The sequence below is a fragment of the Pontibacter locisalis genome (assembly GCF_042684605.1).
Classification (GTDB): domain Bacteria; phylum Bacteroidota; class Bacteroidia; order Cytophagales; family Hymenobacteraceae; genus Pontibacter; species Pontibacter locisalis.
Window position 1 is genome coordinate 58,476 of record NZ_JBHULU010000006.1, and the last position, 25,098, is coordinate 83,573.

Sequence of the window (25,098 nt, forward strand, 5' to 3'; positions counted from 1 at the left end):
AGCGGTGGCTCTCAGGCATGTTAAACAGGCAAAGTATACTAAACGCATGACGCAACTATCAGAAACAAAGCTTGGATTGAGGGAGAATGCAGGGCAGTTCTGGCTGCTGGTGCTGGTAAACGGCTTTGTTGGTTCGATGGTGGGATTGGAACGCTCCGTGATCCCGGAGTTTGCCGAATCCGTTTTTGGCATTAACGGGCACACGGCGCTCCTTTCTTTTATAGTTGCGTTTGGTTTGGCGAAGTCTGCCGCAAACCTGGCGATGGGCCGGCTGGCCACGAAGTACACCCGCCGGCAACTGCTGCTGATAGGGTGGCTGTTCGCGCTGCCTGTCCCCTGGCTTTTACTGTACGCCGATAGCTGGTGGTGGGTGATCATCGCTAACTTACTGTTGGGTATAAACCAGGGGCTGGCATGGTCGGCTACGGTTGTGATGAAGATTGACCTGGTAGGCGAAAAGAACCGCGGCCTTGCCATGGGCATAAATGAATTTGCCGGTTACCTGGCTGTGGGACTGGTTGCCTTCCTGGCGGGATATATTGCCTCTGCTACCGGAGATGTAACCATGGCTTTTGTTCCGGGTATTGCTTTCTCTACCATTGGTTTACTGCTTACCCATTTCCTGGTGCGTGATACACATGCACACGTGCAAACGGAAACTGCTAAAACTACACTCCCGCTGCTGCGCAACACCTGGAAAGATACCACCTGGCGCCATGCTAATCTTGGTTCTGTTACTTTGAACGGCTTTGTAAATAACCTGAACGATGGTATACTGTGGGGCCTGCTGCCGGTACTGCTCAATGCAAAAGGCTACTCTTTAACTGAGATAGGTTTACTGGCGGGGATTTACCCTGTAGTGTGGGGCTTGGGACAGTTGGTTACAGGCAAACTGGGCGATGTGCTCTGCAAAAAGCAACTGCTAAGTATGGGCATGATGGTACAGGGTGTTGCGATTGCAATGCTATTATTTGCGGGCTCCTACACTATTCTGGTAGCTGCACTTATTATACTTGGTGCAGGTACTGCGCTGGTCTACCCCAACTTTCTGGCGGTAGTAGCCGAGAACACGCACCCTAGCCAAAGGCCGCAAAGCCTGGGCATCTTCCGGTTCTGGCGCGATTTCGGGTATGTAGCCGGAGCGGTGGCTGCCGGTGTGTTCGGCGACCTGTTTGGGTTGCAGGCTGTTATACTTGGCACAGCCATACTTACAGTAAGTGCAGGGGTGTTATCTGAATACAGGATGTGCTGTACTAAAAAGCTGCTCTGGCATAGCAAGGAGTGTGACACCGAATTGCTTAAGGCATCCTGATTTTATACTTTTATGAAACCTGAAGGCCGTAACAATTCATACTGAAAGCCCTTTTGAAACAAGTACTGCACATGCTTACGTGCTGCAATAAGCTTTATATGAGAAGTTACCTGTTGTTATTTCTGAGCACACTGTTACTGCTCTTCGCGCTGCCGAAGAACAGCAGCCTGCGCAGTTTTGCACAGCAGGCTGAGCTCAAAAAAACGTGCAGCAGCAGCAAGCGATTTGCTAAAAAGCCCTGTGCCAGAAAGTGCCTGAAGCACCAGACGCACTCAGAAAACCACAATAACGCAGCAAACCTCGTCACCGACTGCAGTCAGCAGATCTACGCTATCATCAATTCATTGCAGGCCAAGCCAATCATTTATCAACCAACTAAACGTGCCCTTATACTTCCGCACATTCGGAAACACCTTTCTCCTGATTTAGAGCACGACCCCGAACCACCCCGGTTTTCTTAAAATAACCTTTATTGTTAAAGCAGCAGAAGGGCTTTATCTGTTCCTGGTTTGTTGCCTGCGTTATACTTGCCACCCAACTGGTGTTTGGCAAAAGTATAGCTACACCCTATTAAAAATGTTATTCTAAGAAAACCGAATCTTATGGAAATCACTCCGAAGCAAAAAATATCGTTCCTGGTGCTGCGCGCCATGGCTAGTCTTATATTTATCATGGCAGGTATAAACCACCTGTTTCAAACTGCCTGTGCTGCAGCCAGGCTTGAAAAAGCTCCGTTCGCACAGTTAGCCACCTGGGCCGCCCCCGCCGAAACCCTGATCATACTTTCTGGTATAGGATTGCTGCTGGGCGGCTTAATGCTGCTGATAGGTTTCAAAACCAAACTTGCGGCTACCGTACTGCTTGCCATACTTATCCCGATCACAGTTACCGTACAAGTAGGCGCAGCGGGTAACGGGCCACTTTTCAAAAATATCGCCCTGATAGGTATGCTGATCTTTTTTATCGTGAACGGTGCCCTATACTATGGTCTGGACCAGGTGCTGGCCCTTAAAAAGAAAGCAAGCATGAGCGCCATCCGTAGTGGAAAGTATGTAGCTGTGCTTGCTACCGGTGTTTTGGTGCTGCTTGGCTCCTGCACAACCACAACTGCTCAAAATGCGCCGCAACAAAGTACAGCCCCAACTACGGCTTCTAAAAAGTATGCCGTGCTCATCAGCCAGCCTAACCACCTGAAAGCCGCTGTAAATACGGCAGAGACGATCACAAAAGACAGTAAGTATAGCCGCGGAACCTTTGTAGTAATGGCCTGCGGAAAGTCTGTAGAGGCTTTTAAGAAAGATGGAGCCATGGCCGCTGAAATAGAAAAAGGAAGAGCAGCCGGCGTAATATACATGCTATGCGGCATGTCACTTAAAAAATTTAAAATCGATCCTGCTGCATTGGTAGAGGGTGTTGAGGTAACTCCAAATGGTTTAACCTATATGTTCGACCTGAAGCAGCAAGGTTTTACTACTGTGGAACTTTAGTCACAGGGTGTAATAAAAGTTTAAGCTATCTTAGCTACGTTTTAAAGAAAGACCAACATCATGAACAAGAATAAATTTTCGATAAAGAACATACCAGGCTGGGCAGTTATGCTGGCTATTTTCGGTGTTTTATATTTGACAGGTTTGCACACAGAAGCCATTGGGCAAGTGCAGCGCCTTTTATTGGCAACCGGAATCAAAAACGCCGATGTGCCCGAAACCCTGCAAAACCCGGACGCAAATGCAGTAGCAGATGCAGCAGCGGTGGCCAATTCAGAAATGGCCGGGGCAGGCTTCCAAATGGTAGACCTCGATGGTAAACAAGTAGGCTTTGAGAGCCTGAAGGGTAAAGTGGTTTTTATGAACATCTGGGCCACCTGGTGCCCGCCATGTATCGCCGAGATGCCTAATATCCAGAAGCTGTACGACAAAGTAGGCTCAGATAAAATTGCTTTTGTAATGCTTTCTGTAGACGAAGCCGGCATGGAGAAGGTAAAGAGGTTCATAGATAAGAAAGGCTATACTTTCCCGGTGTACATGCCGGCCGGCCAATTACCGCAGGAGTTCTACTCCAATGCTATTCCTACTACTTTCATTATATCGCCGGAGGGTAAGATCGTGGCCAAACAAGAAGGAATGGCTGATTATAATACGCCGGAGGTACAGGAATTTCTGCAAGGTATGGCAGGGAAATAATTACAACTCGTTAAAGCTGGTCTTCATGCAGAGGGCCAGCTTTAACGAGGATTAATCATGTTGCCTCCCCTCCATAAAATCAAGATCATCCTGAAATCTAAAACACCAAAAAAAATTCAAATCTGGTTTCAGGATAGTACTTGGGATATCTATTCTTGGGCACTGGCAACTCTGCTCCTGAACATAGCATAAGGTAAAGGTGTATTGAATATATCTAACCGTCATTATTATAATTTATTTGCAGCAGTATGGCTACTCTTAGCGACCTTTCAGCCATGATCACTCCAGTAGTGCTCATTCTGGCAGCCGGACAACTAATTCTGACAACCTCTCAGCGTCTCGCCCGCAGCGTGGAACGAGCCCGAAAACTTTCTGAACAATTCGAGGATTTAGTTCTTCATAAGGAGCAAAAGGAAACATCCGTGAAGAAAAAGCTTCTTTACAGACTTTTGGAGAGAGCTGCCAACAGATCAAGAAAACTCCAGCAGGTAATGAGCATGCTTTATGTGGCTTTATCTATTTTTGTGGCTACGAGTGTCTCCATAGGTCTGCTTGAGGTTTTTGGTGTCCTGGTGGCCTGGGTGCCCGTAACGCTTGGTTTAGTTGGTGCTGGTTTCCTTTTTTACGCTACGATCCTGCTTATCTCAGAAACCCGAATTGCGCTGGGGGCAATTGACATCGAGATGAACTACCTGGTTGAGAATTATAAAGAGGAACTGCCGGAACTGGAAAAGAAAAGCAACTCGTAAAGGCATAATATACTGTCTTACTTGGGGCTTAACTTACATGTTCATTCAATTACCTAATGTACATGGTTAACAGCACTGTATTAAATCACATAATAAAAGGCAATTATGGATTCAAATACCGATTCTATATCTAACTTTTAAAATACTGAATTAAGGACCCCCTCTGTTCCATAATTAATATCTTACTCTAATAGTGAAGTGCACAGATACTAATGAATAAATTAAAAGGATACTTTGTCTCCATAATTTATTAGATCTTTGCCGGACAATTTAAGAGGATTAATATTGAATCACTTTCTAGACCTTTACAGCGTTATTCACCTATGTTAGATTTTCTTCTTCTAGTGCTCGGTTTTGTCGCGTTGATCTTTGGCGCATCAAAACTAGTAGATGCTGCGTCAAGCCTTGCCTCCAGGTTCGGAGTTCCCAACATAGTTATAGGCCTTACCATTGTAGCTTTTGGCACATCTGCCCCTGAACTGGTAGTAAACCTTTACGCCTCCTTAAACAACAGTACAGAAATGGTACTGGGGAATGTGCTTGGCAGCAACATTTTTAACGTTTTGGGTATACTGGGAATTGCTTCACTTATTTATCCCTTATCTGTAAAAACAAATACTACCTGGCTAGAGATACCGCTTAGCCTATTGGCGGCTGTCGCTGTTCTTGTAACCGCCAGTGATGTCTATTTAGACGGCTCTGTCTCCAATATGATTTCGAGAACTGATGGATTCATTCTGCTCCTCTTTTTCTTTATCTTCCTTGTCTATAACATTACCTTAGCAGTAGGAGGCAAAAATGAGGAGGAAACTCCCACTCATCAGTATACCTACCTGAAGGCTGGAATCTTTTTGGTGCTTGGTCTGGCCGGCCTTGTTGTTGGCGGCAGGCTCATAGTTGACAGCGCAGTTGGTATAGCTCAATCAATAGGGATGTCGGAACGCATTATTGGCCTGACCATCGTCTCCATCGGCACCTCCCTACCTGAACTGGCCACCTCTGTTGTGGCCGTAAGGAAGCGGAATGTAGACATTGCCATCGGAAATGTTGTCGGTTCAAACATCTTCAATGTTTTCTTTATTCTGGGAATCTCCACTGTAGTTACTCCTCTGAGTATAAATCCAAATTCCATTTCTGACATATTCGTAAACATTGCCGCCAGTCTGCTTCTGTTCATCTTTGTATTTACTGGTAAGGGAAGACAAGTAGCACGTTGGGAAGGTGGAGTGTTACTAACCTTGTACATAAGCTATACAGTGATGCTGGTAACACAATAGAAAAAAAAGTTAAGGTCAGCTAACCTGGTTTATGCATCCTAGAAAGAAATGTAAAAGCTTTTATGGTAAATAAAGCAGCTAAACAATGTTTATACACAAAATAAGTACCCTCTGCTATTGCTTTAATCAAAACATACTCATTCCTTTGCTGCGATGAATGTAACAGGTATACAGGTATTTAAAAAGCTTAATATACTGCTGGCAGTTTTGCTGTGCAGCCTTTTTGCTTTTGCCATCCCTGTTACCACTAAAGCTGCTACGGATGCAACGCATCAGGAAAGCATACATCTTGCTGCTGAAAGTCCGCTGGTTTTATTTGCCGGAGAGGTTTCATCAGGAGAACCCGAGGCGGTTCTTCTGCTAAATAAGTCTTTGCTTACGCCAATCCTGTCCGCTATTCTAGTCCGGCTTTATCCGGAGAATGCGAACATTGCACCTGCTCCTCATTCTTTCCCAGCCTCCAAAGGCGACTGTGGTCTGCACACAATCCTTACCAAAGGCCCCTAAAATTACTTCCTTATACCCGCTCCTCTCTTTTCTGAGAGGCTGAAGTTTACTGGTCCCAAGGGCACCGGAAAGCTTATCTCATTATTTATTTCTTTAAGGATTCGTAATATGGAGCTGTTAAAGTACCTCCTCGATTTTATTTTGCACATAGACCTGCACCTTATTGTGCTGCTGCGTGAGTACCACACCTGGATCTATTTCATCCTGTTTGTTATTATTTTTTGTGAAACAGGCCTGGTGGTAACACCTTTCCTTCCAGGTGATTCCCTCCTTTTTGCTTTGGGCGCACTGGCTGCCATTCCATCTTCCGGGCTAGACATAATGCTGCTCTTAGCACTTCTTTGCGTTGCGGCTATACTCGGAGACTCCTTCAATTACCTGACGGGAATCAAAATGGGTAGCAAAGTGTATGACAAAAACTATTGGTTTTTACGCCAAAGGCACCTGCAGCAAGCAGAGGTGTTCTACGCGCGTTATGGCGGCAGAACTATTATCTATGCCCGCTTTATACCTATTGTGCGCACCTTTGCCCCTTTTGTGGCAGGTATGGCCCGCATGAATTACAAACGTTTTCTTTACTTCAATATAGCCGGTGCGCTTTTATGGATAATCTTCTTTTTAATGATTGGCTACCTTTTCGGAAACCTGCCTGCCATCAAGAAAAACTTCTCGCTACTGGTACTAGGGATAATCATCATCTCCATGCTTCCTCCTGTGGTAAGTCTGGTAAAACAACACATCAGCGTTCGCAGGAAGGTATAGCTTTGGTACAATACATGATTTCTGTTACTGCTGCTGCTTCAGTGGCACTCTTAATTTTTAATACCTTATAATGAGTCTTTATTCAAAAACCACTGCCATTTCCACCGCAGGGGTTCTGGTTTCATTGGGCATTATCTACGGAGATATTGGCACATCCCCCTTGTATGTGATGAAAGCCATCATAGGGAATGCACCTATCTCTGAGGCGCTGGTATATGGAGGTATCTCCTGTGTTTTCTGGACCCTCACGCTCCAAACTACTATAAAGTATGTGCTGCTGACACTTCAGGCTGATAACAATGGTGAAGGTGGTATTTTTTCTTTATTTACGCTTATCAGGAGAAAAGCAAAATGGTTGATTGTACCTGCTATGGTCGGAGGGGCAGCATTGTTGGCAGACGGCATTATAACGCCACCAATTTCTGTCTCCTCCGCTGTAGAGGGTTTACGAATACTTTATCCAGAAATTCCGACAGTACCTATCGTCCTGGTTATTCTTACCTGCTTGTTTCTGATGCAGAGCTACGGCACAGAAATAGTAGGTAAAGCATTTGGGCCAATTATGCTGTTATGGTTCACTATGCTGGGCTCCTTAGGAGCTGTCTCGATACTGCATCACCCGCAAATTATCCAGGCGCTGAACCCCTACTACGCTTACAACCTGCTGGTAAACTACCCGAATGGATTCTGGTTATTGGGAGCTGTATTTTTATGTACCACCGGGGCTGAGGCGTTGTATTCTGATTTAGGCCACTGCGGCCGACCTAACATACGCCTGAGCTGGAGCTTTGTTAAAGTTTCCTTGCTTCTCAACTACCTGGGCCAGGGGGCGTGGCTGATGACTTTAGAAGGTAAAACGCTGGAGGAAAACCCTTTCTATGGCATCATGCCGGGCTGGTTCCTGCTTATAGGTATCACAGTTGCTACTATTGCCGCCATTATTGCCAGCCAGGCACTTATTTCCGGCTCCTTTACACTTATCAGTGAAGCTATCCGGTTAAACCTGTGGCCGAAAGTCAGGTTAGTATACCCTACAAACCTAAAGGGGCAGCTTTACGTGCCAAGTGTTAACTGGCTCCTGTGGATGGGCTGTGTGGGTGTAGTACTTTACTTCCGGGAATCGGAACATATGGAGGCGGCCTATGGACTTGCTATTACAGTGGCCATGCTTTCTACCACTGTCTTGATGATGTACTATTTGTTCACAAAGTTAAAGTCAAAAATTTTAGCATCGGTTTTTCTTGCTGTTTATCTGGCTATTGAACTGTCGTTTTTGGTGGCTAACCTAAACAAGTTTGAGCACGGAGGATGGGTATCTCTTTTCATTGGAGCAGTACTCCTCTCTGTCATGTACATCTGGTTAAATGCCTACCATATCAAGCGAAGCTTTACAGAATACGTGCGCCTAAAGGATTACCTGCCTGCCCTGAAAGAATTAAGTGCGGATGAGACCATACCAAAATATACTACGCACCTTGTATTCATGACAAGTGCCGCCAATCCTAAAGAAGTTGAGTCTAAAGTTATCTATTCCATTTTCCAGAAACGGCCGAAGCGTGCTGACATTTATTGGTTCATTCATGTGGAGACAACTGATGAGCCTTTCACAGCCGAATACAAGGTAAAGAAAATCGTGGAAGGAGATGTCATACGAATAGATTTCAGGTTAGGCTTTCGGGTGGAACAAAGGATAAACCTTTTCTTCCGCAAGGTGGTGGAAGAAATGGTTTCCAGCGGTGAGGTTGATATAACCAGCCGTTACCCGTCTCTGAATAAGCAGCACCTCATTGGCGATTTTAGGTTCGTAGTTCTGGAGAAGTTTCTGTCCTATGAGAACGATCTTCCACTCAAGCAACGGGTAATCATGGAGTGGTACTTCAATGTAAAGAAGTTTACCAGCTCAGAAAGCAAGTGGTTTGGACTAGACACTAGCTCCGTGAAAGTTGAGAAGGTGCCACTGGTGATTTCACCTGCAAAACTACCACACATGCAACGAGTTTTGGCTTAAATAAATTGGCAGAAGCTATGGCCCTTACAAAACAGAAACTCCAGAAACAGTTCTCGCTGCGCAACATTTTGCTGCCCATACTGCTTGGGTTGGGCGTGATTTCCTATATGCTGTACAAGAATTATGAGCCAGAACAGCTGCAAACACTTGTACAGGCAAACCCTTTCTGGATCGGAATGGCCTTGCTTGTACTTTTTATCCGTGACTTTGGCTACATGTACCGCATTCGCCACATCACAGACAAGGTGCTTACCTGGAAGCAAAGTTTTAACGTGATCATGCTCTGGGAATTTGCCTCCTGTGCCCTTCCCTCTGTAGTGGGTGGTTCCACTATAGCAGCCTACATCCTGAATAAGGAGAAAATTCCGCTGGGCCGGTCTATTGCGCAGGTAATGCTGACGGCCCTATTGGACAACCTGTATTTTGTACTGGCAGTGCCACTCGTTTTACTATTTACCAAAGGGCAGCTTTTTCCTGAAATGATAGGACTGAACGAGACGCTGCGGCAAAGCATTGGAATTGCCTTTTTCATCTCTTACCTGATGATCGCGGTCTATGCCTTTTCCATGTTTTATGCCCTTTTCATCAACCCCAAAGCAGTAAAGAACCTCTTGATCCGGGCAGGACAATTAAAACCATTACGCCGCTGGAAAGAGCCCCTGTTCCGGCATGCCAATGATCTGCTGATTGCCTCCAAACACATGCGCACAAAAAAAGTATCGTACTGGCTGCACGCAAGCCTGTCAACCTTCTTTGTCTGGACGGCCCGGTACATTATCATCGGATGCCTGATTGCTGCCTTCACGGAGTTGTCAACGTACGACCACCTGATAATTTTTGCCCGGAACCTGATCTATAAAATCGTTCTGTTTGTGTCAGTAACCCCAGGTGGGGCCGGATTCGCTGAAATCTCATTTCCTGCTTTCTTCGGAGCGTTTGTGGGTAGCTTTACCACCATCGTTGTGCTACTGTACCGCCTTTTAACTTACTACCTGTACCTTTTGGCGGGTGCTTTTATTTTTCCGCGATGGGCCACTAAGGTTTTCACTACCACAGAAGCACAGGAGGAAGAGAAATACGATGCTATTAATTCAGTTAAATCACAACCAACACCTCATTCAATAGCTGTATAGCAGCCATATATGCGTAACTTATTCCAAAATCTTACCCGCCGTAAAAGTGCCACAGCACTAATGGCTGATTATGAACGGGATGGTAACATCCACGGCACAGACCTTATCCGGACCCTTCGCCTGAAGGACCTAGTTTCATTTGGCATAGCCGCCATCATTGGAGCTGGCATCTTCAGTACCATAGGGAATGCCAGTGCGGCGGGAGGCCCTGGAGTGTCACTACTGTTCGTTTTCACTGCCATTGCCTGCGGCTTTTCTGCTCTTTGCTATGCCCAGTTTGCCTCTACCATTCCGGTGTCAGGAAGCGCTTATACATATGCCTATGCTTCTTTTGGTGAGCTTGTTGCCTGGATCATTGGTTGGGACCTTCTCATGGAGTATGCCATTGGAAACATTGCAGTAGCTATTTCCTGGTCCGACTATTTTACTGCCGTTATGCAGGGTGTGGGATTAGGTATTCCTGAGTTCCTGACCATGGACTACCTTAGCGCCTCCCGCGGCTATAATACAGCCTTGGAACTGCTGGCAAAGGGGCAGGCTTTGTCTGCCTTACCTGTTCGCACACAGGAAGCTTACCTTGCCTGGTTGAATGCACCTTCGTTGGGTGGGTTTAAACTGGTGGCTGACCTGCCAGCGCTCAGTATTACAGTTCTGATCACTTACCTGGTGTACATAGGCATTAAGGAGTCTAAGCGTACTGCTAACTTCCTGGTTTTGCTCAAGCTGCTTGTCATACTTCTTGTAATTACTGTAGGGGCTTTTTATGTGAGTCCTGCTAACTGGACCCCATTCGCTCCCAACGGTCTGGCGGGTATTATGAAAGGGGTTTCAGCAGTGTTCTTCGCCTACATTGGTTTTGATGCCATCTCTACCACCGCAGAAGAGTGTGAGAACCCACAACGCGATCTGCCACGCGCCATGATCTTCGCACTGATCATCTGCACTGTACTGTACGTCGTGTTAGCTTTGGTTCTTACAGGTATGGTTCCTTTTAAAGAACTGGCTGTAGGCGATCCTCTTGCCTATGTTTTTTCGAGAGTGAACCTGGATGTTATTGCCGGCATAGTTGCCGTTAGTGCGATTATAGCCATGGCCAGTGTGCTGCTGGTGTTCCAGTACGGACAGCCCCGTATATGGATGTCGATGAGCCGGGACGGTTTGCTTCCGGGTGCCTTTTCGCGCATTCATCCTAAGCATAAGACCCCCTACTTTGCCACTATTGTAACAGGTTTTGTTGTAGCGGTGCCTGCCCTTTTTATGAATCTGACAGAAGTGACGGACCTGACAAGCATCGGGACCCTATTTGCCTTTGTTCTGGTCTGTGGTGGTATCCTGGTAATGGAAGAGAAACAAAAGGAAACAGCAGTGACTCACAAAGGTTTTCGGGTACCATACATCAATGGGAAATACACTTTGCCACTACTGGTGCTGGTTGCTATTCTTTTGTTGCTGTACTATAATGAAGCTGAAGTAGCTGCTTTTTTTAGTTTGAGTGGAGGATGGGAAAGTTTTCAGCATAAACTACCGTTATTTGGTTTTATTGCGGTTACTGCTGTACTTACCACACTTTCTTATCAGCGAAGCCTATCTTTGATACCGGTCTTGGGCCTACTCACAAACCTGTACCTGATGACGGAACTGGGAATCACCAATTGGAGCCGCTTTCTGACGTGGCTGGCATTGGGCCTCCTGATCTACTTTGCCTATGGGTATCGTAACAGTAAATTACATAATGCTGAAAAAACTGTTAAGGCTTAGAAGGTCCTTCACAGAAAATCCGAAGAGGCTTGATTTTAGGAATTCAACTATGTAGTAAGCAGGGGATGAAGGAGACTAGAGCTTTTTTTAAAGCTTTGGCTCCTGTAAAACTAAAAAATGAAACACTACAGAAGTAAATTGCAAGCCTACTCTTCAATATTCAGCTTCAATTTGAAATTAATGTTTTTATAAAACAGAAAGGGACACATAAAGTGTCCCTTTCCTATAAATAAAATTCAGATAAACTGAACTTTACTCATGTATATATTTACGACGCTGCTGGCCCTATGTTACACTATTATATAAATATATTTTCTAGTGAGCCCTGCATTATAAAACCAGCAGGTCTTCCTGGAATTTATTCATCACTCCAGAATGCTAAACTATTTCTGTTTCGTATTATCCTTAACAGTTACTACTCTTCCTGATCTACCTTCCGGATTAAACACCTTTAGCTTTACCTCCCCTGTCGTAGGAACAGGAGCAGTATATGTTTTACTATTAAGAGTTGGTTCAGAGCCATCTGTGGTGTACCTGATGGTAAAACCAGGCAGCTGTAAATTTGCTTTCACTTTGCCATTTTCAATAACAGCACCTGCTGTAGGTATGCGATAGTTATATCCTCCAGCATAGTAGCTTAACCGTGGGAGCTCGCGTTTACCTAAGATGTTTACAAACTCAGACCACGCCTGGTTATAGGCAGCTTCGCCTTTAGCAGAATTTTCATCTGTTGCCCATGCAGGGTCAGGTGCCCAGGCTCGCTCAGCTAAACCTAGTAGCTTAGGCAGGAGCATGTACTCCATCCGCTCAGGATCTTTTATCATCTCTGACCAGAGGGGGGCCTGCAAACCTACAATATTGGTCTTACCAAAATCAGTAAGTTGTTCCTTACCTTCAAACACAGATTTATTGATCGGTTTATTAATGGTGTCAACTTTCTGGTTCTTCATGTAATTAAAAGGTATAAAGTAGAATGGCTTGTCAAGGTCCAGATATCCGGCCCAATACAAACCAGGCTCTTCATAAGCCTTTTGGTAAGCAAGGTCCAGGTAAAGGTTAGAGGCATTGGTCAGGACAACTTTATAACCGGCATTGGCCATTCTATAGGCGAGGTCTTCTGCACCCCAAAGGTTATTCCATACATCTACATGAAAGTTCTTATTCTTAAAATCCTGGTTCGGCACATACACATTTTTACCGTTCTGCTTCACCTTTCTCAGCCCGATTTCCTCCCAGCCCGACAGGTATAAGTTTCGTGCGTTCAGCATATCATTTACCTTACCGTAGAAATAGTACCAAAGGTCCTCTTTGCCCTTTACCTCTGGATTGGCTGCGATCAAAGCCTTAACAGACGGAGACTTTTCCCACACCCCTGCCGGCACCTCGTCGCCTCCCATATGAATGGTACGTATCGGAGCACCGGCTTCTTTGTACATAGCCAGTATTTCATCTACCACTTTTTCCAGGAAAGTATAAGTAGATGGCAATGAAACATCTATAACATTATCATTCCAGTTCTGTACAGACCGGTACTCCGACTTATCGTTCAGGTCACGGAGCAGGAAACGCTTAGCCTCCTCAGGTTTACCCTCCTTCATCAGTCGGGCATAACGTGCATCCATGGACTTGATGGCTGCCCGGGCATGACCAGGTGTCTCGATCTCTGGTATAACCCGGATATGGCGGTCAGTAGCGTATTTTAATATCTCAATAAACTCCCCTTTGGAATAATGGCCGCTGCCACTGGATTTACCCGCCTCCGGACCTGATCCCAGAGAAGGCTGCAAACTATTAATCTCATCTGTAGTGTGGCCACGTCTTCCGCCAACTTCTGTCAGCTCCGGCAGACCCGGAACTTCAATTCGCCAGCCTTCGTCATCGTTCAGGTGAAAATGCAGCACATTTAATTTATAGAGTGCCATCAGATCCAGTATCTTACACACCTGCTCCTTTGACTGGAAATTCCGCGCAACATCCAACATTAATGCTCTGTGCCCAAAGCGTGGCTCATCGGAAACCACGACTCCGGGAAGCAATAAAGCCTGTTGCTTTGAAGCAAGTGCTGCAGGTGGTATGAGCGTTTTAAGGGACTGGGTACCGTAAAAGGCACCGGCAGGCGTCGAAGCAGCAATGGTTATGCCTTCTTTGGTCACATGCAGTTCGTAGGCTTCTGCACCCAGACCATTCTTTTGCTGCAACCGAACACTTTTACCTGGCCCAGTTGCACTTACTACTGGTTTCTTACCGAATATTGAACCCAGGTGCATCGCCAGCAAAGCAGCTTCCCTTGAAAAAGCTTGATCTGCGACAATGGGTGTCTCAGAAGTAAGCCTGAACGACTCCCTTGTCTCACGGTAATTAACAGGTGTTGGGAAAACTTTTGTCAGCTTTTCTAGGGGGATATCTTTAATTACAGCATTCTGCTCATAAATTTCTTCCGGCTTTACCCAGCCTACCCAGTCCTGCCCTGGTTTAGACACTTCTATAGGCGCAGTCGGTAGTCCTTCTGTTTTGTTATTGTCCCAAACTAAATAAAAGCCATGAGGGGTTCTGGAGTCATTTACTATCTGCCCGGAGGAAACAAACTCTATACGCTTGGAAGCACCCGGAGAAAGGCCTTTAAACTCTGAAGTGGGTGTCAGGTAGCGGAGGTCTCCGTTTACATGTTCTACCCTTACAGGAGCATTCTCATCCTTGGGCTTAAGTGCAGGAAAAGAGTGGAAATACAACGTCCAACCGCTGGCCGGCAATGGCTCCTTTCCTTTATTTGTTAAGGTAAGCACAGCCAATGTCTGTGATTTATTCTGAAATTTCCCATCAGTTACTTCATATGTAAGCTGAAGCTGTTTCGGATCAAATTGTTTCTTTTTGTTTTGAGCAAGAGTAGTCGTAAAAGCCAGGGTAAAGAAAGCAAGTATGACTGCTGCTAATATCTTTCGCATTAAATAATCTCCTTGTTATACCATTAAATATATCAAAAAATTAGCAGAAGTAAATCCTGGTAAGGAATTTATGCCATTCAAAAAGACCTTTACTTCCTTTGGCCCACTATTAAAAAAGACTATGAGTTGAGCTAAACATTGAGAAGAATTCATATTTTAGTTCTAGTTAATTATAAACCCATTAGTTGCCTTTACTTATGGTCCAAGACCTGATAAAAATTTTGACCAGAAACCAGGATAAACTGTATGTTGAAATAGAGTTGTTTGGGGAAGAGGAAAGTATCTGGAGAACGAGTGGCAGCATATCGAACACTGCTGGCAACTTGTGCCTGCACCTCATTGGAAACCTTAACACTTATGTTGGTAAAACACTCGGCAACACAGGCTACATCAGGGACAGACACGCAGAATTTAGCCTGAAGAATGTAAAACGGGAGGAGCTGTTAAGGCAGATAAATAAAACCAAGCAAGTTGTACGTGAAAGCCTTGTACCACTGCATAATGATGATCTGGAAAAAGATTACCCTGAGCAGGTGCTTGGCTATCCGATGACTACTGGCTTCTTCCTGGTCCACTTGAGCGCCCACTTATCTTATCACCTGGGCCAGGTAAATTACCTGAGGAGAATGCTGGAATCATAGTCATCGTGGCTTGATGGTGGATTACCTCTACCTATAATGCCCTTTTTAGGCAGATGGTACTAAAAACTCATGGATTCATGCGCATGCTGAAACGTGTCGTAGGTGTACCCTAAAAACGGCAACTCCCTTCTCCCACCCGAATTTGGATGAAAAAACAGTCGGCATGAACCTTGTGAGGTTTATAGCCCCCTACGGATCCTCTAGCTTGGATAAATTTTACAGGGGCCTAGAACGAGAGTTAAATTTTTGGCGCAAAGACATCCGGCCCTCTTTACTTGGCAACGCTAATGTAGAGGGTATTTTTTCTTTTGTAATGCATATTCCTTTGTAACAAAGCAAACTGTATAATCCGTTAATTAAAACCAGAAAAGTATATCGTTATTCCTTGGGCGTCTCCACTAAAAAAAGTTTTAAATTTTTCCCTGAAAAACGGGGAGGATAGTATATATTTATAACGGGTTTTTTCGTGATGGTAGATATAGGTATGACCTTTCTTAAAGTACAATTTAATTTTTCCAGATGCCTAATTGCATCTCTTATCTTTCTTTCCTGTTTTTCATGTCAGGAGTCAAAGAGGGAAACTCCCTTAACTAACAAACAGCAAAAGGAGAAAGAGGAAAAGAAACCACAGGTGGCGGTAAAAGTGCCTGCTTCTTTCACTCCCGCTAAGGTTAAGAAAATGGAGAGTCAGCTTGACTCAATTTTTACGCACCTGCATAAACGCAAAGGCTTTAACGGCACCGTGCTGGTTACAAAATATGACAAGGTGATCTATAAAGGAGCCTTCGGATTTGCTAATTTCAAACGCAGGGATTCTCTGAATACACATACCGCTTTTCAGCTTGCATCGGTGTCTAAGCAGTTTACAGCAATGGCCATCATGATGCTGAAAGAGCAGGGCAAACTAAGTTATGAGGACAGCGTGCAGCAGTTCATTCCTAACTTCCCATACAAAGGAATAACCATACGACAACTGCTCACCCATCGGTCCGGCTTATCGAATTATACCTATTTCAGTGACGAACTTTGGCCTGACCGTAGAGTGCCTATCACAAACGAGGATGTTCTTGACTTGATGGAGGCACATCAGCCAAGGCCTTATTACCCGCCTAACACACACTACGACTATAGCAATACGGGGTATTTTTTACTGGCCTCCATTGTAGCGAAAGCATCCGGTATGCCATTTTCCGCTTTTATGGAAAAGAATATCTTTGGCCCTCTGCAAATGAAAAATACGTTCACATTTAGTGATAGCTTGGTTTCACAGACCGATAAGGTTGCTACCGGCCACACCGGCGGAAGAAGAAAGCGGTACCCTGATTACTTGGATACTGTTCTGGGCGACAAAGGCATTTATTCTACTGTAGAGGATTTATACAAATGGGACCAGGCATTGTATACTGACAAACTGGTAAAAAGAGAAACATTGGAAGAGGCCTTTACCGGCTCCCGTCTTAAAAAGAATAAAGACGAAGATTATGGCTTTGGCTGGCGCATCCGTCCATTGGATAATGGTGATACGGTAGTATACCATGCAGGTCTTTGGCACGGTTACACTACCTACCTCCTCCGCAACCCAAAGGATCACAGTGCACTGATTGTACTGAGCAATGTATCTAATGGAAGCCTAAGGCATCTGAAAGAAATTCAGCGCTTTCTGTACCCAGTTCAACAAGGTATTACCCCAGTTGAGGAAAATGCCACCGCAGTACCTGTTGTAAACGCTAAGCCATAAATTTTCTCCTAAATCAAAATTTAACCCTAAAGCCTTCGGTCAACACCGGAGGCTTTTATTGTTAATAAAGGTAACTGGACAGAGCTAAACTTCGGGAAGCTCACGGAAGTTTTGCTGATAGGCTAACTTTTCCCTGCTATAGTAGTTATACGGTTTAAAGATTCTTCAAAAACGTATATTGTAGCAGCACATGAACAATAAATTTATACTTCCTACTCTACTTGCTTTGCTTTTGAATTTTAGTACACATCTAGTTATAGCTCAGGGGCAGGTTGCAACCAGGTTGATCAGGGGGTCAAATTTTCAGATTGGAGTTGGTTATGAGTACCAACGCATGGATTTTGAGAACTTAAACAGCTCCTTAACTTCCTCTGGTTTCCCTGAGCTGTCCGAATCTGTGCACTCGGTAAGTTTTCTTACCCAGAATATATCTGATAATTGGGTAATAGGACTTAGAACAACCTACGCAATTACAAATGAAGTAAAATTCGACAGAAAGGAGATTAACTATCGAAACAACAAATATTCCCTCGAGTTAGCCTATAACCTGCTCAGTTCTGATAAAGCCGTACTGCTCCCAAGCGTTGCAGCTACTTTAGGAAGGAACGTGCTGCTAATAAAAGATATGGACGCCACGCAGCAAAACTTTCAGAACCTTTTGCAGAATCCTTCACAGGAGGCTGACCTACGTAATTATTCTTACCTGGCTGACTTGGGATTAGCTTACCACTACCAGTTCTACAGAAGAGAGCATAACAGGGAAACCGGGAAAAGCTCCAGCTGGATACCAGTCATTTTCAAAGCAGGATACTTACTTGAGTTAGGATCTAGTGATTTTAAGTTTAACGGGGAGGAAATAGCTGGTGTTCCGGAAGTGTCATTAGGCGGTTTTTATGCCTCCATTCATATAGGTTTAGGAACAAGATTGCTTCCCCTGAATTAATATTTTTTTCTTCATTTTTTCTTCATCTTTACATTCGTTATTTGTCTGGTTAGGTAAACCCTACGCCTCCCTTAAAGGGAATATGAGTTTCCTGCAACAATTTTATGGTATTTACATATCTAACTTTATAAATAGTTTCGAATAATTTTTAGGCACCAGGCATGCAACATACTGACAAAGCTCTGACTTTACATCTTTTGCCTGTTTTCAAAGCAGATTACCTGGAGTTAAGCCTGGATTCGGATAAGAAATACCTGGAAGCAAGATGGGTGAAGGTGGTATCCAGTTCAGAATTCAGAAGCGGAATTGAGGCTATCATCATGCAGATAACAGCAAATGCAGTAGAACTGTTGTTGTTAGACCTAAGAGCAACCGGCACTCCATCTATCAGTGACCAGAACTGGGTGGCAAAACGCCTCATGTCTCTGAACAAACAGACTTCCCTCAGGCGCAGCGCCAGAGTTTACTCAGAAGACATTCTTCAACATGTAGTTGGGGAGGTGATCACAGCAAGAGTAGAAACACTGGTATATGATGTTCAGGCTTTTAGCTGCGAGGCATTAGCAAGAGAATGGTTGCTGACAAACAAAATAGCTACACAATAAATCTTAGTACAATTTTACTCGATTAGAGCTCCTTAAATCCAATACAATTAACGATTCAGGTTAATACCGCCAAAGCTCAGTATACCACTATTTTAACACTGATTTAAACCAATCATAGCCCCACCCGTTAAATTATTTAGGTTAGATTAATCCAATTTAAATAATAGAGCTATGATTAAAAATTTAAAGAAATCTACAACTTTAAGTCTACTGCTTGGTAGTCCTCTGCTAGCAGAGGCACAGGTAGAAACAGCGGTCATCAATCCGCTCCTCGATAATGGTCCCAGGTTTTTCATATGTATTGTAGCAGGTGTACTGCTAGCCATTGGATTTCAGGCGCTGCTTACCATGCTTTCGGTGGCCTCTGGTATCTCAGCCATAGGAAATATTCGTGAGAAAGCCCATAAACCATCCAACAACAGCCATTCAACCAACAGTGATTCTGATGATACCCCTATGGTTCAGAAAATCAGTAGTGCTTTTGGTATCTGGACTTTAGTAACTGTAACCATTTCACTTTTCTTTGCAAGTTTACTTGCTGTTAAATTAAGCCTCATAGGAGCTAACTTTGTGGGAGTTACGCTAGGCCTGGTTATTTGGGCTGCCTTTTTTACTACAATGATGTATTTAGAGGTGAAAGCAGTTACATCTCTTTTAGGCACCCTTGTTGGCACCGCCCTGAGTGGTATAAGAACTTCTGCCAGTGCACTTGGCGGCATGTTCAGTTCATCATCTGAGAGTGAAGCCAAGAGTGTAGCAAAAGTAAGCGCACAGGAAAATGCAAAGGCTATGCGAAAAGAGTTACAGAAGCTTTTCAACAAAAACGACCTGGATCAGAAAATAGATGAATATGTTACCCGCCTGAGTCCGCAGGATCTTGATATAAATAAAATAAAGAAAGAACTGAAGGATCTGATCACTGATATTGAGATAAAAGAAAAAACTGAACTGGGTGAAGAGGGTGTAACTAAACGTATGTTTTTAGAAACAGCCAGCAGTACGCCTAATATATCTAAAAGCGACCTGAAAAAACTGTCTGGTATTTTTGACCAGATAAAAGGTATTGCCAAGTCAGAAGGTGATCGTACGGATAAGGTAGAGCAAGCTGTGGAGCAGTTTACACCTGCCAGCCGACAAGATATAGATGAGTTTAAGAAAACAGTAGCAGAGTACCTTAAAGCAACAAATAAGCAGGAACTTCAGCCTGAGCGAATCAGACAGGATATACAGGCAATGCTTAAGGATCCTAAAAAAGCTAAAAGCATCCTTCAAAGTAAAGCTGGTGCCGTGGACCACGACACCTTGGTTAGTATTCTGGAACAACGTGGAGACCTAAGTCACGCAGATGCAGAAAAATATGCTGCTTATGCAGAGAAGGCACTTGACTTCATCAAAGGGCACTTAGGCCTGGGCGGTGATAGCCAGAGCAGCAGTGGCCAGGGAGGTTCTTATTCGAACACCAGAATAGAGCCCTACCCTACTGCAGATGTTTACATTACCGAAGCACGTGCAGACGGCAACCAGAACGAAGAAAGAGCAAGTAGAGCAAAAGGACGCATCAGAGAATTTCTGAGTGAGCTTGAACAGAAAAAAGATTACAACCTGGGGCGCATCCAGCAGGACTTTATGAATCTGTTTAGCAGTGCTGGCGATAGCCATGAAAGCTTATCATACAAGCTGAAGAACTATAACGAAGAAGAAATGACTCGCTTCCTATCAAACAATACCAGCATACCGCATGACAAGGCTCATACTATTGCAGCCAAGGCCGTTGAAGCCCGTGATACGGTGCTTGCAAAGGCTAATGAGGTAGAGCATGAAATACGAATGCGCCTCGAACAGGCTAAAGAAGGTGCTCTTATTCAAGCCGAGAATACCCGTAAAGCGGCTGCATCAGCTGCCTGGTGGCTTGTGGCTACCGCGGTTGTTTCTGGTATAGGCTCAGCAATCGGTGGTATGATTGCTTTAGACTCGTGGATTATATAGTCTGAGCCAACTAAAACAAATGCAATAATTTAATCTATCCTACAGAGCCCCAGCCTTTTATTTGGTTGGGGCTTTTTGTTTAATCTAACTTCTGTATCGATAAATACTGTTTTCTTAACCAGAAGTGTTTCTTTTATTTATAGCAGCTACTAAATCGTTTAAAAATCCAAAATCATATGTTCTAGTATGGGTTCCAAGCGTATAAGAGACTATGAAAACTCAGGCCGATATATCTTGCGAAATACTAAGAGCATATGAACAAGTGCCTGATAATTACCTGATCCTGTCAACCGATCTCATAATTCTAACTGTATCAGACGCATTTCTCAAAGCCACCTTTAGTTCAAGAGAAGAGATAGTAGGCAAACACTTCATGGAGGCCTTTCCTGAAGATTCTAACCGATGCGAATTTCACTATGAAATAAAACTGAAAGAAGCCTACCACTTCGTACTGGCAAACAAACAGGTTACAGAAATTGATGTCTTACGTTATGATTTGCTCAAGCCTCATGAGGATGGTCATGATCCTGTTGAAAAATATTGGAAAAGTATAGTTGTACCGGTTCTGAATCACCAGCATAAAGTAAGTTACCTGATACATAAGATAGACGATGTCACCGATCTGGTGCTAAAAGAGCAACGGCTTGATGATTTAGAAAAGGAGGCACAGCGGGACAAAATGAATAGAGAAGAACTGCTTCATCAGTCAGAAGTGGTAGGACACACCGGCAGTTATGAAGTAGACTTATCGGACATGCGGTTCAGGTTCTCTGAAAACCTTTTCCGTCTGTTAGGACAAGAGCCATATACTGTTCCCCAGACCATTGAATTCATTGATTCTATTTCTGTGCCCGAAGATGTACAAAAAGTTAAAAGCATACTGGAAAAAGCTATCAGCACTGGAGCAAACTACGAGTATGAGCGTAGGGTTTTCTGGCCAGATGGTGAGATGCATTACCTAAAGAGTAAAGGCAGAGTCATTTGTGATAAAGAAGGTAAACCCATAAAAATTTTCGGCACAGCCCATGATGAAACCGAGTACAAGCAGAAAGAACAAAAGCTGAAGGAAGAACATCGGCGTTTAGAAGATGCACAAAGACTGGTTAGAATGGGTTATTTTGAGCGAAAACTAGAGGAAGAAGTTTTTACCTGGTCCGATGAGCTTTACAGGATACACGGCCTGGAGCCACAAAGTGAGGAAATCACTATAAACCGTGTTCTGGCATTTGTGCACCCTGACGACCAGGCAGCAATGGAAGAAGGAATTGCCGCATTGATAAAAACAGGAAAGCTGTTTGACAAAACGCTTAGGATCATCAGAAATGACGGGAAAGTGCGGTACGTTCATAGAAGAGCAGAGGTATTGAAAGATGAAGACGGAAAGAATGAAAGACTCTATGGCACCGTGCAGGATGTTACTGATAATTGGGAAGCGGCACAGCAAATAGAAGAGCAGAAATTGATTGTAGAAGCATTCAACCAAACCTACACAACCGGTATACAGGTATTCAAAAGCGTTAGAAACAAAAAAAATGAAATTATTGATTTCGAATGGGTTTATACCAGTAAATATATAGAGGACTTTCTGAAGATTGGGAATGCCAAAGGAAAGTGCCTGTTAGAAATGTTTCCCGCTTACTTGCAAAACGGGTTCTTTGATAAGTATAAGCATATAGTAGAAACAGGAGAAGCCTTAAACATGGAAACCTTTTATGAATGCGAAGGTTTTGCAAACTGGTTTGAGGTAAGAGCAAAAAAGTACCATGATGGCTTTGTAGCCAGTGCTGAGGATATAAGTAACCGAAAGGCAATAGAAAAGGAGTTCAGGATTGCCAAAGAAAACCTGGAGCTGGCCTTAGAGGGTGCTCATGCCGGATGCGGTTGGTGGAACATTAAAACAGGAGAAGCCAAATGGGATGAAAGAGGCAGGCAGTTAATTGGTTTTACCAATGAAGAAGAAAGTAAAAGTATTAAAAACTGGCTGCAAAGAATCCATAGTGAGGATAGGAAAAAGGTAATCTCCTATGCTGCAGAATGTGCCAAAGAAGGCCGTGACTTTAAAATAGAATACCGGATCAGTTCTGACGGTGGCGAATTAAAATATATTTTAGGTACGGGACTGGTAAAAAAAGATGCACAAGGAGAACCCATAGAAATTTTTGGCCTGGTGTTCGACATTACGGATCAGAAAAGGACGGAACATGCATTAATAGAAAATAAAAAGCTTTTAGAGGCTGTTTCAAACACACAACCTGTAGCAATAAATACCTTACGTGCCATCAGGGACAGCCAGAACCAAATAGTAGATATGGAATGGACTTTTGCTAATTCCATGGCAGAACTTAAAGCCGGAGCAGGTTCATTATCCGGGAAAAAGTACTTAAGTATATTTCCTGGAGAGGAGAACTCCGCTACTTTGGAGAGGTACAGGCAAATAATTGAAACAGGAGCACCCCATGATTACGAGATTAATTACCTAACAGGTAAAGCGAATGGCTGGTGGAGAAATGTTGCAGTAAAATTGGGAGACGGCATACTACTTACTGAAGAAGACATCACCAAAAGGAAAACGGCGGAGCGGGAACTGATAAAGCAGTACCAGGTACTAAAGCAGGCAGAAGAGGTAGCGCGTTTAGGAACTTGGGAATATAATATTGCCACTAAGGAGGTGACCTGGTCAGAAGGAATGTATAGGCTATTTGGTCTACCTTTAGGTAATCCTGTGAACCTTGACACATACCTAAAGTTCGCAACGGAGGAGGACAAACCCGTCGCAAAAAGAATAGTTGCTCACTTAAAGGAAAAGCAGGACCTACTGGAGGAAACCATCAGAATTAATTTAGACAAGGATACGCGCATCATCCGGATAAAAGCTGTTGCCTTACGCAACTCCAAAGGGATAGTAACAAAGATGCTGGGCATTGACATGGATGTAACAGAAGTTAAGCGTCTGGAGGAAGAGAATCTCCAGATCAGACTTGAGCAACAAAAAGACTTGCTGTTAGCTATACTTGAGGCTCAGGAGGAAGAGCGAAGAAGGATTTCAGAGGATCTACACAACGGAGTAGGGCAAATTTTATATGCGGCTAAAATAAACCTCGACAGGTTCCGTGTTCAATTCGCGTCCCAGGACCCGGAGTCTTCCTTTTTGTTAAAGCAGACAGAGCAAATACTAAAGCAGGCAATTCGTGAGACCAGGGTACTATCCCATGCACTTGCACCTAGTGTGCTGGAGCAGTTCGGGCTGGAAATAGCTTTTAAAGAAATAGGCTCCTCTCTTAGCAGCCAAAACCTTCAAATAAGCTGCTACGTGTTCAACCTTCCTCCTGAAATAGAAAAGTTTTTACAGGTGGCCGTATATCGCATGGCGCAAGAGTTGGCAAACAACATTGTTAAACATGCCCGGGCAACAGAGGCAAGTATGGTGTTACGGAAGCAGAGAAACAGACTTTTGCTACAGGCAGAGGATAATGGTCAGGGATTTGATTCAAAAGGAACATCATCGAAAGGTATCGGTATCAAGTCCATTCGTGATCGGGTAGAACTTTTGAATGGCACCTTTAAAATTAAAAACTCCCCCGGTGCAGGTACCCAAATCCTCATCAGTTTGCCTCTTTAGGATAAATACATTAAGTATAGAAAGGCCAATAGCACATCAAAGCATACTTTTCTTTGTCAATTACTTAAGCCTGTTATACTTCGGGGTCATCAATTCCAATAATATTATTTTCGATGGCATACTTGATCAGGTTAGCCGTATTCTTAGCATGCGTTTTTTCGAGAATGTTCTGCCGGTGTGTTTCAATAGTTCGCTTGCTGGTGTATAGCTTATTAGCTATTTCAACATTTGTATAACCTTCAGCTATAAGCGATAGCACCTCCAGTTCACGTTTAGAAAGTTGCTTTCGCTCAGCTGTTAAGGGCGCACCGTTGGGGTCGGTCCTCCTAGACTGTTCTAACAGCTTCTTAGAGAGTTCTCCGCAGAAGTAATTAGAACCTCCCGACACCAGCTTGACAGCAGCAAAAAGCTCATCCTGGTTGGAGGTCTTTAGCATGTATCCGGAGGCACCACAGGAAAGCATTTTCTGCACATATGGTACGCTGTTATGCATCGATAGCCCTATAACTTTGGTATCAGGGAAAGAGGCGCAGATTTCTTCAGTTGCTTCGTAGCCGTTCATGACCGGCATGTTAATATCCATCAGCACAACATCTGCCGGAGACTCTGATAGTATTTCTAGTACTTCGAGCCCATTACCAGCCTCGCCCACTATTAAAATCTCATCGTCCTGTTCAAGCAGCAACCTTAACCACTGGCGTAGTACAACATGATCTTCTGCTATAACTACCCTTACTCTTTTCTGTATCATTAAAAATGCGGTACAACTTAAATCTGGTGCTATTATTTGATACGGCAAACAAGGGTAAAGAGGATATATTACTGAAAGCAACGGTATACCAACCAAAAGGAAAGAAACAAAAGAAGCATATAGGCGTGAAATATGACAAGAAAGACTAAGGTTAACGCACCTTTTTCGGTAATTAAAAGTATAA

At 44.0% G+C, this 25,098-nt stretch carries 20 protein-coding genes; 18 read left to right on the forward strand and 2 right to left on the reverse strand.

The window, feature by feature from the left end:
* Positions 1-46 precede the first annotated feature (46 nt).
* The 11 genes from ACFSRY_RS05325 to ACFSRY_RS05375 all read left to right on the forward strand — a co-directional run bounded on the left by ACFSRY_RS05325 (position 47) and on the right by ACFSRY_RS05375 (position 11,689).
* On the forward strand, positions 47-1,312 hold the full coding sequence (locus ACFSRY_RS05325; RefSeq protein ID WP_377503793.1) for an MFS transporter: 1,266 nt from the start codon (positions 47-49) through the stop codon (positions 1,310-1,312).
* A gap of 98 nt (positions 1,313-1,410) precedes the next feature.
* Positions 1,411-1,773, forward strand: coding sequence for a hypothetical protein (locus ACFSRY_RS05330; RefSeq protein ID WP_377503795.1), 363 nt, complete (start codon positions 1,411-1,413; stop codon positions 1,771-1,773).
* Positions 1,774-1,914: 141 nt separating this feature from the next.
* The gene (locus ACFSRY_RS05335) at positions 1,915-2,799 is read left to right on the forward strand and encodes a DoxX family membrane protein (RefSeq protein WP_377503797.1); all 885 of its coding nucleotides are present in this window, start codon (positions 1,915-1,917) and stop codon (positions 2,797-2,799) included.
* A 60-nt stretch (positions 2,800-2,859) separates the two neighbouring features.
* On the forward strand, positions 2,860-3,495 hold the full coding sequence (locus ACFSRY_RS05340; protein WP_377503799.1) for a TlpA disulfide reductase family protein: 636 nt from the start codon (positions 2,860-2,862) through the stop codon (positions 3,493-3,495).
* A gap of 248 nt (positions 3,496-3,743) precedes the next feature.
* On the forward strand, positions 3,744-4,244 hold the full coding sequence (locus ACFSRY_RS05345; protein WP_377503801.1) for a DUF2721 domain-containing protein: 501 nt from the start codon (positions 3,744-3,746) through the stop codon (positions 4,242-4,244).
* A gap of 323 nt (positions 4,245-4,567) precedes the next feature.
* Entirely contained in the window at positions 4,568-5,521 is a 954-nt protein-coding gene (locus tag ACFSRY_RS05350) for a calcium/sodium antiporter (RefSeq protein WP_377503803.1), read from the forward strand.
* 153 nt (positions 5,522-5,674) lie between these two features.
* Positions 5,675-6,028 carry a hypothetical protein gene (locus tag ACFSRY_RS05355; RefSeq protein WP_377503805.1) on the forward strand — a complete coding sequence of 118 codons (354 nt, stop codon included), beginning with the start codon at positions 5,675-5,677 and terminating at the stop codon, positions 6,026-6,028.
* Positions 6,029-6,136: 108 nt separating this feature from the next.
* Positions 6,137-6,790 carry a DedA family protein gene (locus ACFSRY_RS05360; RefSeq protein ID WP_377503807.1) on the forward strand — a complete coding sequence of 218 codons (654 nt, stop codon included), beginning with the start codon at positions 6,137-6,139 and terminating at the stop codon, positions 6,788-6,790.
* A 70-nt stretch (positions 6,791-6,860) separates the two neighbouring features.
* A complete protein-coding gene (locus ACFSRY_RS05365) occupies positions 6,861-8,798 on the forward strand; it encodes a KUP/HAK/KT family potassium transporter (protein ID WP_377503809.1) in 1,938 nt (645 codons plus the stop codon).
* Between the two features lie 17 nt (positions 8,799-8,815).
* Positions 8,816-9,931 (forward strand): lysylphosphatidylglycerol synthase transmembrane domain-containing protein, encoded by a 1,116-nt coding sequence (locus ACFSRY_RS05370; protein ID WP_377503811.1) that lies wholly within the window; start codon positions 8,816-8,818, stop codon positions 9,929-9,931.
* A gap of 9 nt (positions 9,932-9,940) precedes the next feature.
* Entirely contained in the window at positions 9,941-11,689 is a 1,749-nt protein-coding gene (locus tag ACFSRY_RS05375; RefSeq protein ID WP_377503813.1) for an amino acid permease, read from the forward strand.
* Positions 11,690-12,072: 383 nt separating this feature from the next.
* On the opposite strand, the gene ACFSRY_RS05380 is transcribed toward ACFSRY_RS05375, so the two are convergent.
* A complete protein-coding gene (locus ACFSRY_RS05380) occupies positions 12,073-14,631 on the reverse strand; it encodes a family 20 glycosylhydrolase (protein ID WP_377503815.1) in 2,559 nt (852 codons plus the stop codon).
* A 197-nt stretch (positions 14,632-14,828) separates the two neighbouring features.
* Between ACFSRY_RS05380 and ACFSRY_RS05385 the strand changes: the two genes are divergently transcribed.
* The 6 genes from ACFSRY_RS05385 (at position 14,829) to ACFSRY_RS05410 (ending at position 24,163) form a co-directional block, all read left to right on the forward strand.
* A complete protein-coding gene (locus tag ACFSRY_RS05385; RefSeq protein WP_377503817.1) occupies positions 14,829-15,272 on the forward strand; it encodes a DUF1572 family protein in 444 nt (147 codons plus the stop codon).
* Between the two features lie 484 nt (positions 15,273-15,756).
* Positions 15,757-17,010, forward strand: coding sequence for a serine hydrolase domain-containing protein (locus ACFSRY_RS05390; RefSeq protein ID WP_377503819.1), 1,254 nt, complete (start codon positions 15,757-15,759; stop codon positions 17,008-17,010).
* A gap of 190 nt (positions 17,011-17,200) precedes the next feature.
* Entirely contained in the window at positions 17,201-17,953 is a 753-nt protein-coding gene (locus ACFSRY_RS05395; RefSeq protein WP_377503821.1) for a hypothetical protein, read from the forward strand.
* Between the two features lie 161 nt (positions 17,954-18,114).
* A complete protein-coding gene (locus tag ACFSRY_RS05400) occupies positions 18,115-18,558 on the forward strand; it encodes a hypothetical protein (RefSeq protein WP_377503823.1) in 444 nt (147 codons plus the stop codon).
* A 171-nt stretch (positions 18,559-18,729) separates the two neighbouring features.
* On the forward strand, positions 18,730-20,544 hold the full coding sequence (locus ACFSRY_RS05405) for an EI24 domain-containing protein (RefSeq protein WP_377503825.1): 1,815 nt from the start codon (positions 18,730-18,732) through the stop codon (positions 20,542-20,544).
* Positions 20,545-20,755: 211 nt separating this feature from the next.
* The gene (locus ACFSRY_RS05410) at positions 20,756-24,163 is read left to right on the forward strand and encodes a PAS domain-containing protein (protein ID WP_377503827.1); all 3,408 of its coding nucleotides are present in this window, start codon (positions 20,756-20,758) and stop codon (positions 24,161-24,163) included.
* Positions 24,164-24,236: 73 nt separating this feature from the next.
* Here the strand turns inward: ACFSRY_RS05410 and ACFSRY_RS05415 are convergent, their stop codons facing one another.
* Positions 24,237-24,914 (reverse strand): response regulator, encoded by a 678-nt coding sequence (locus tag ACFSRY_RS05415; protein WP_377503829.1) that lies wholly within the window; start codon positions 24,912-24,914, stop codon positions 24,237-24,239.
* Between the two features lie 5 nt (positions 24,915-24,919).
* Here ACFSRY_RS05415 and ACFSRY_RS05420 point away from each other — a divergent pair, with 5 nt between their 5' ends.
* Complete coding sequence (locus tag ACFSRY_RS05420) at positions 24,920-25,063, forward strand: hypothetical protein (RefSeq protein ID WP_377503831.1); 144 nt, start codon at positions 24,920-24,922, stop codon at positions 25,061-25,063.
* The last annotated feature ends 35 nt before the right edge of the window (positions 25,064-25,098 follow it).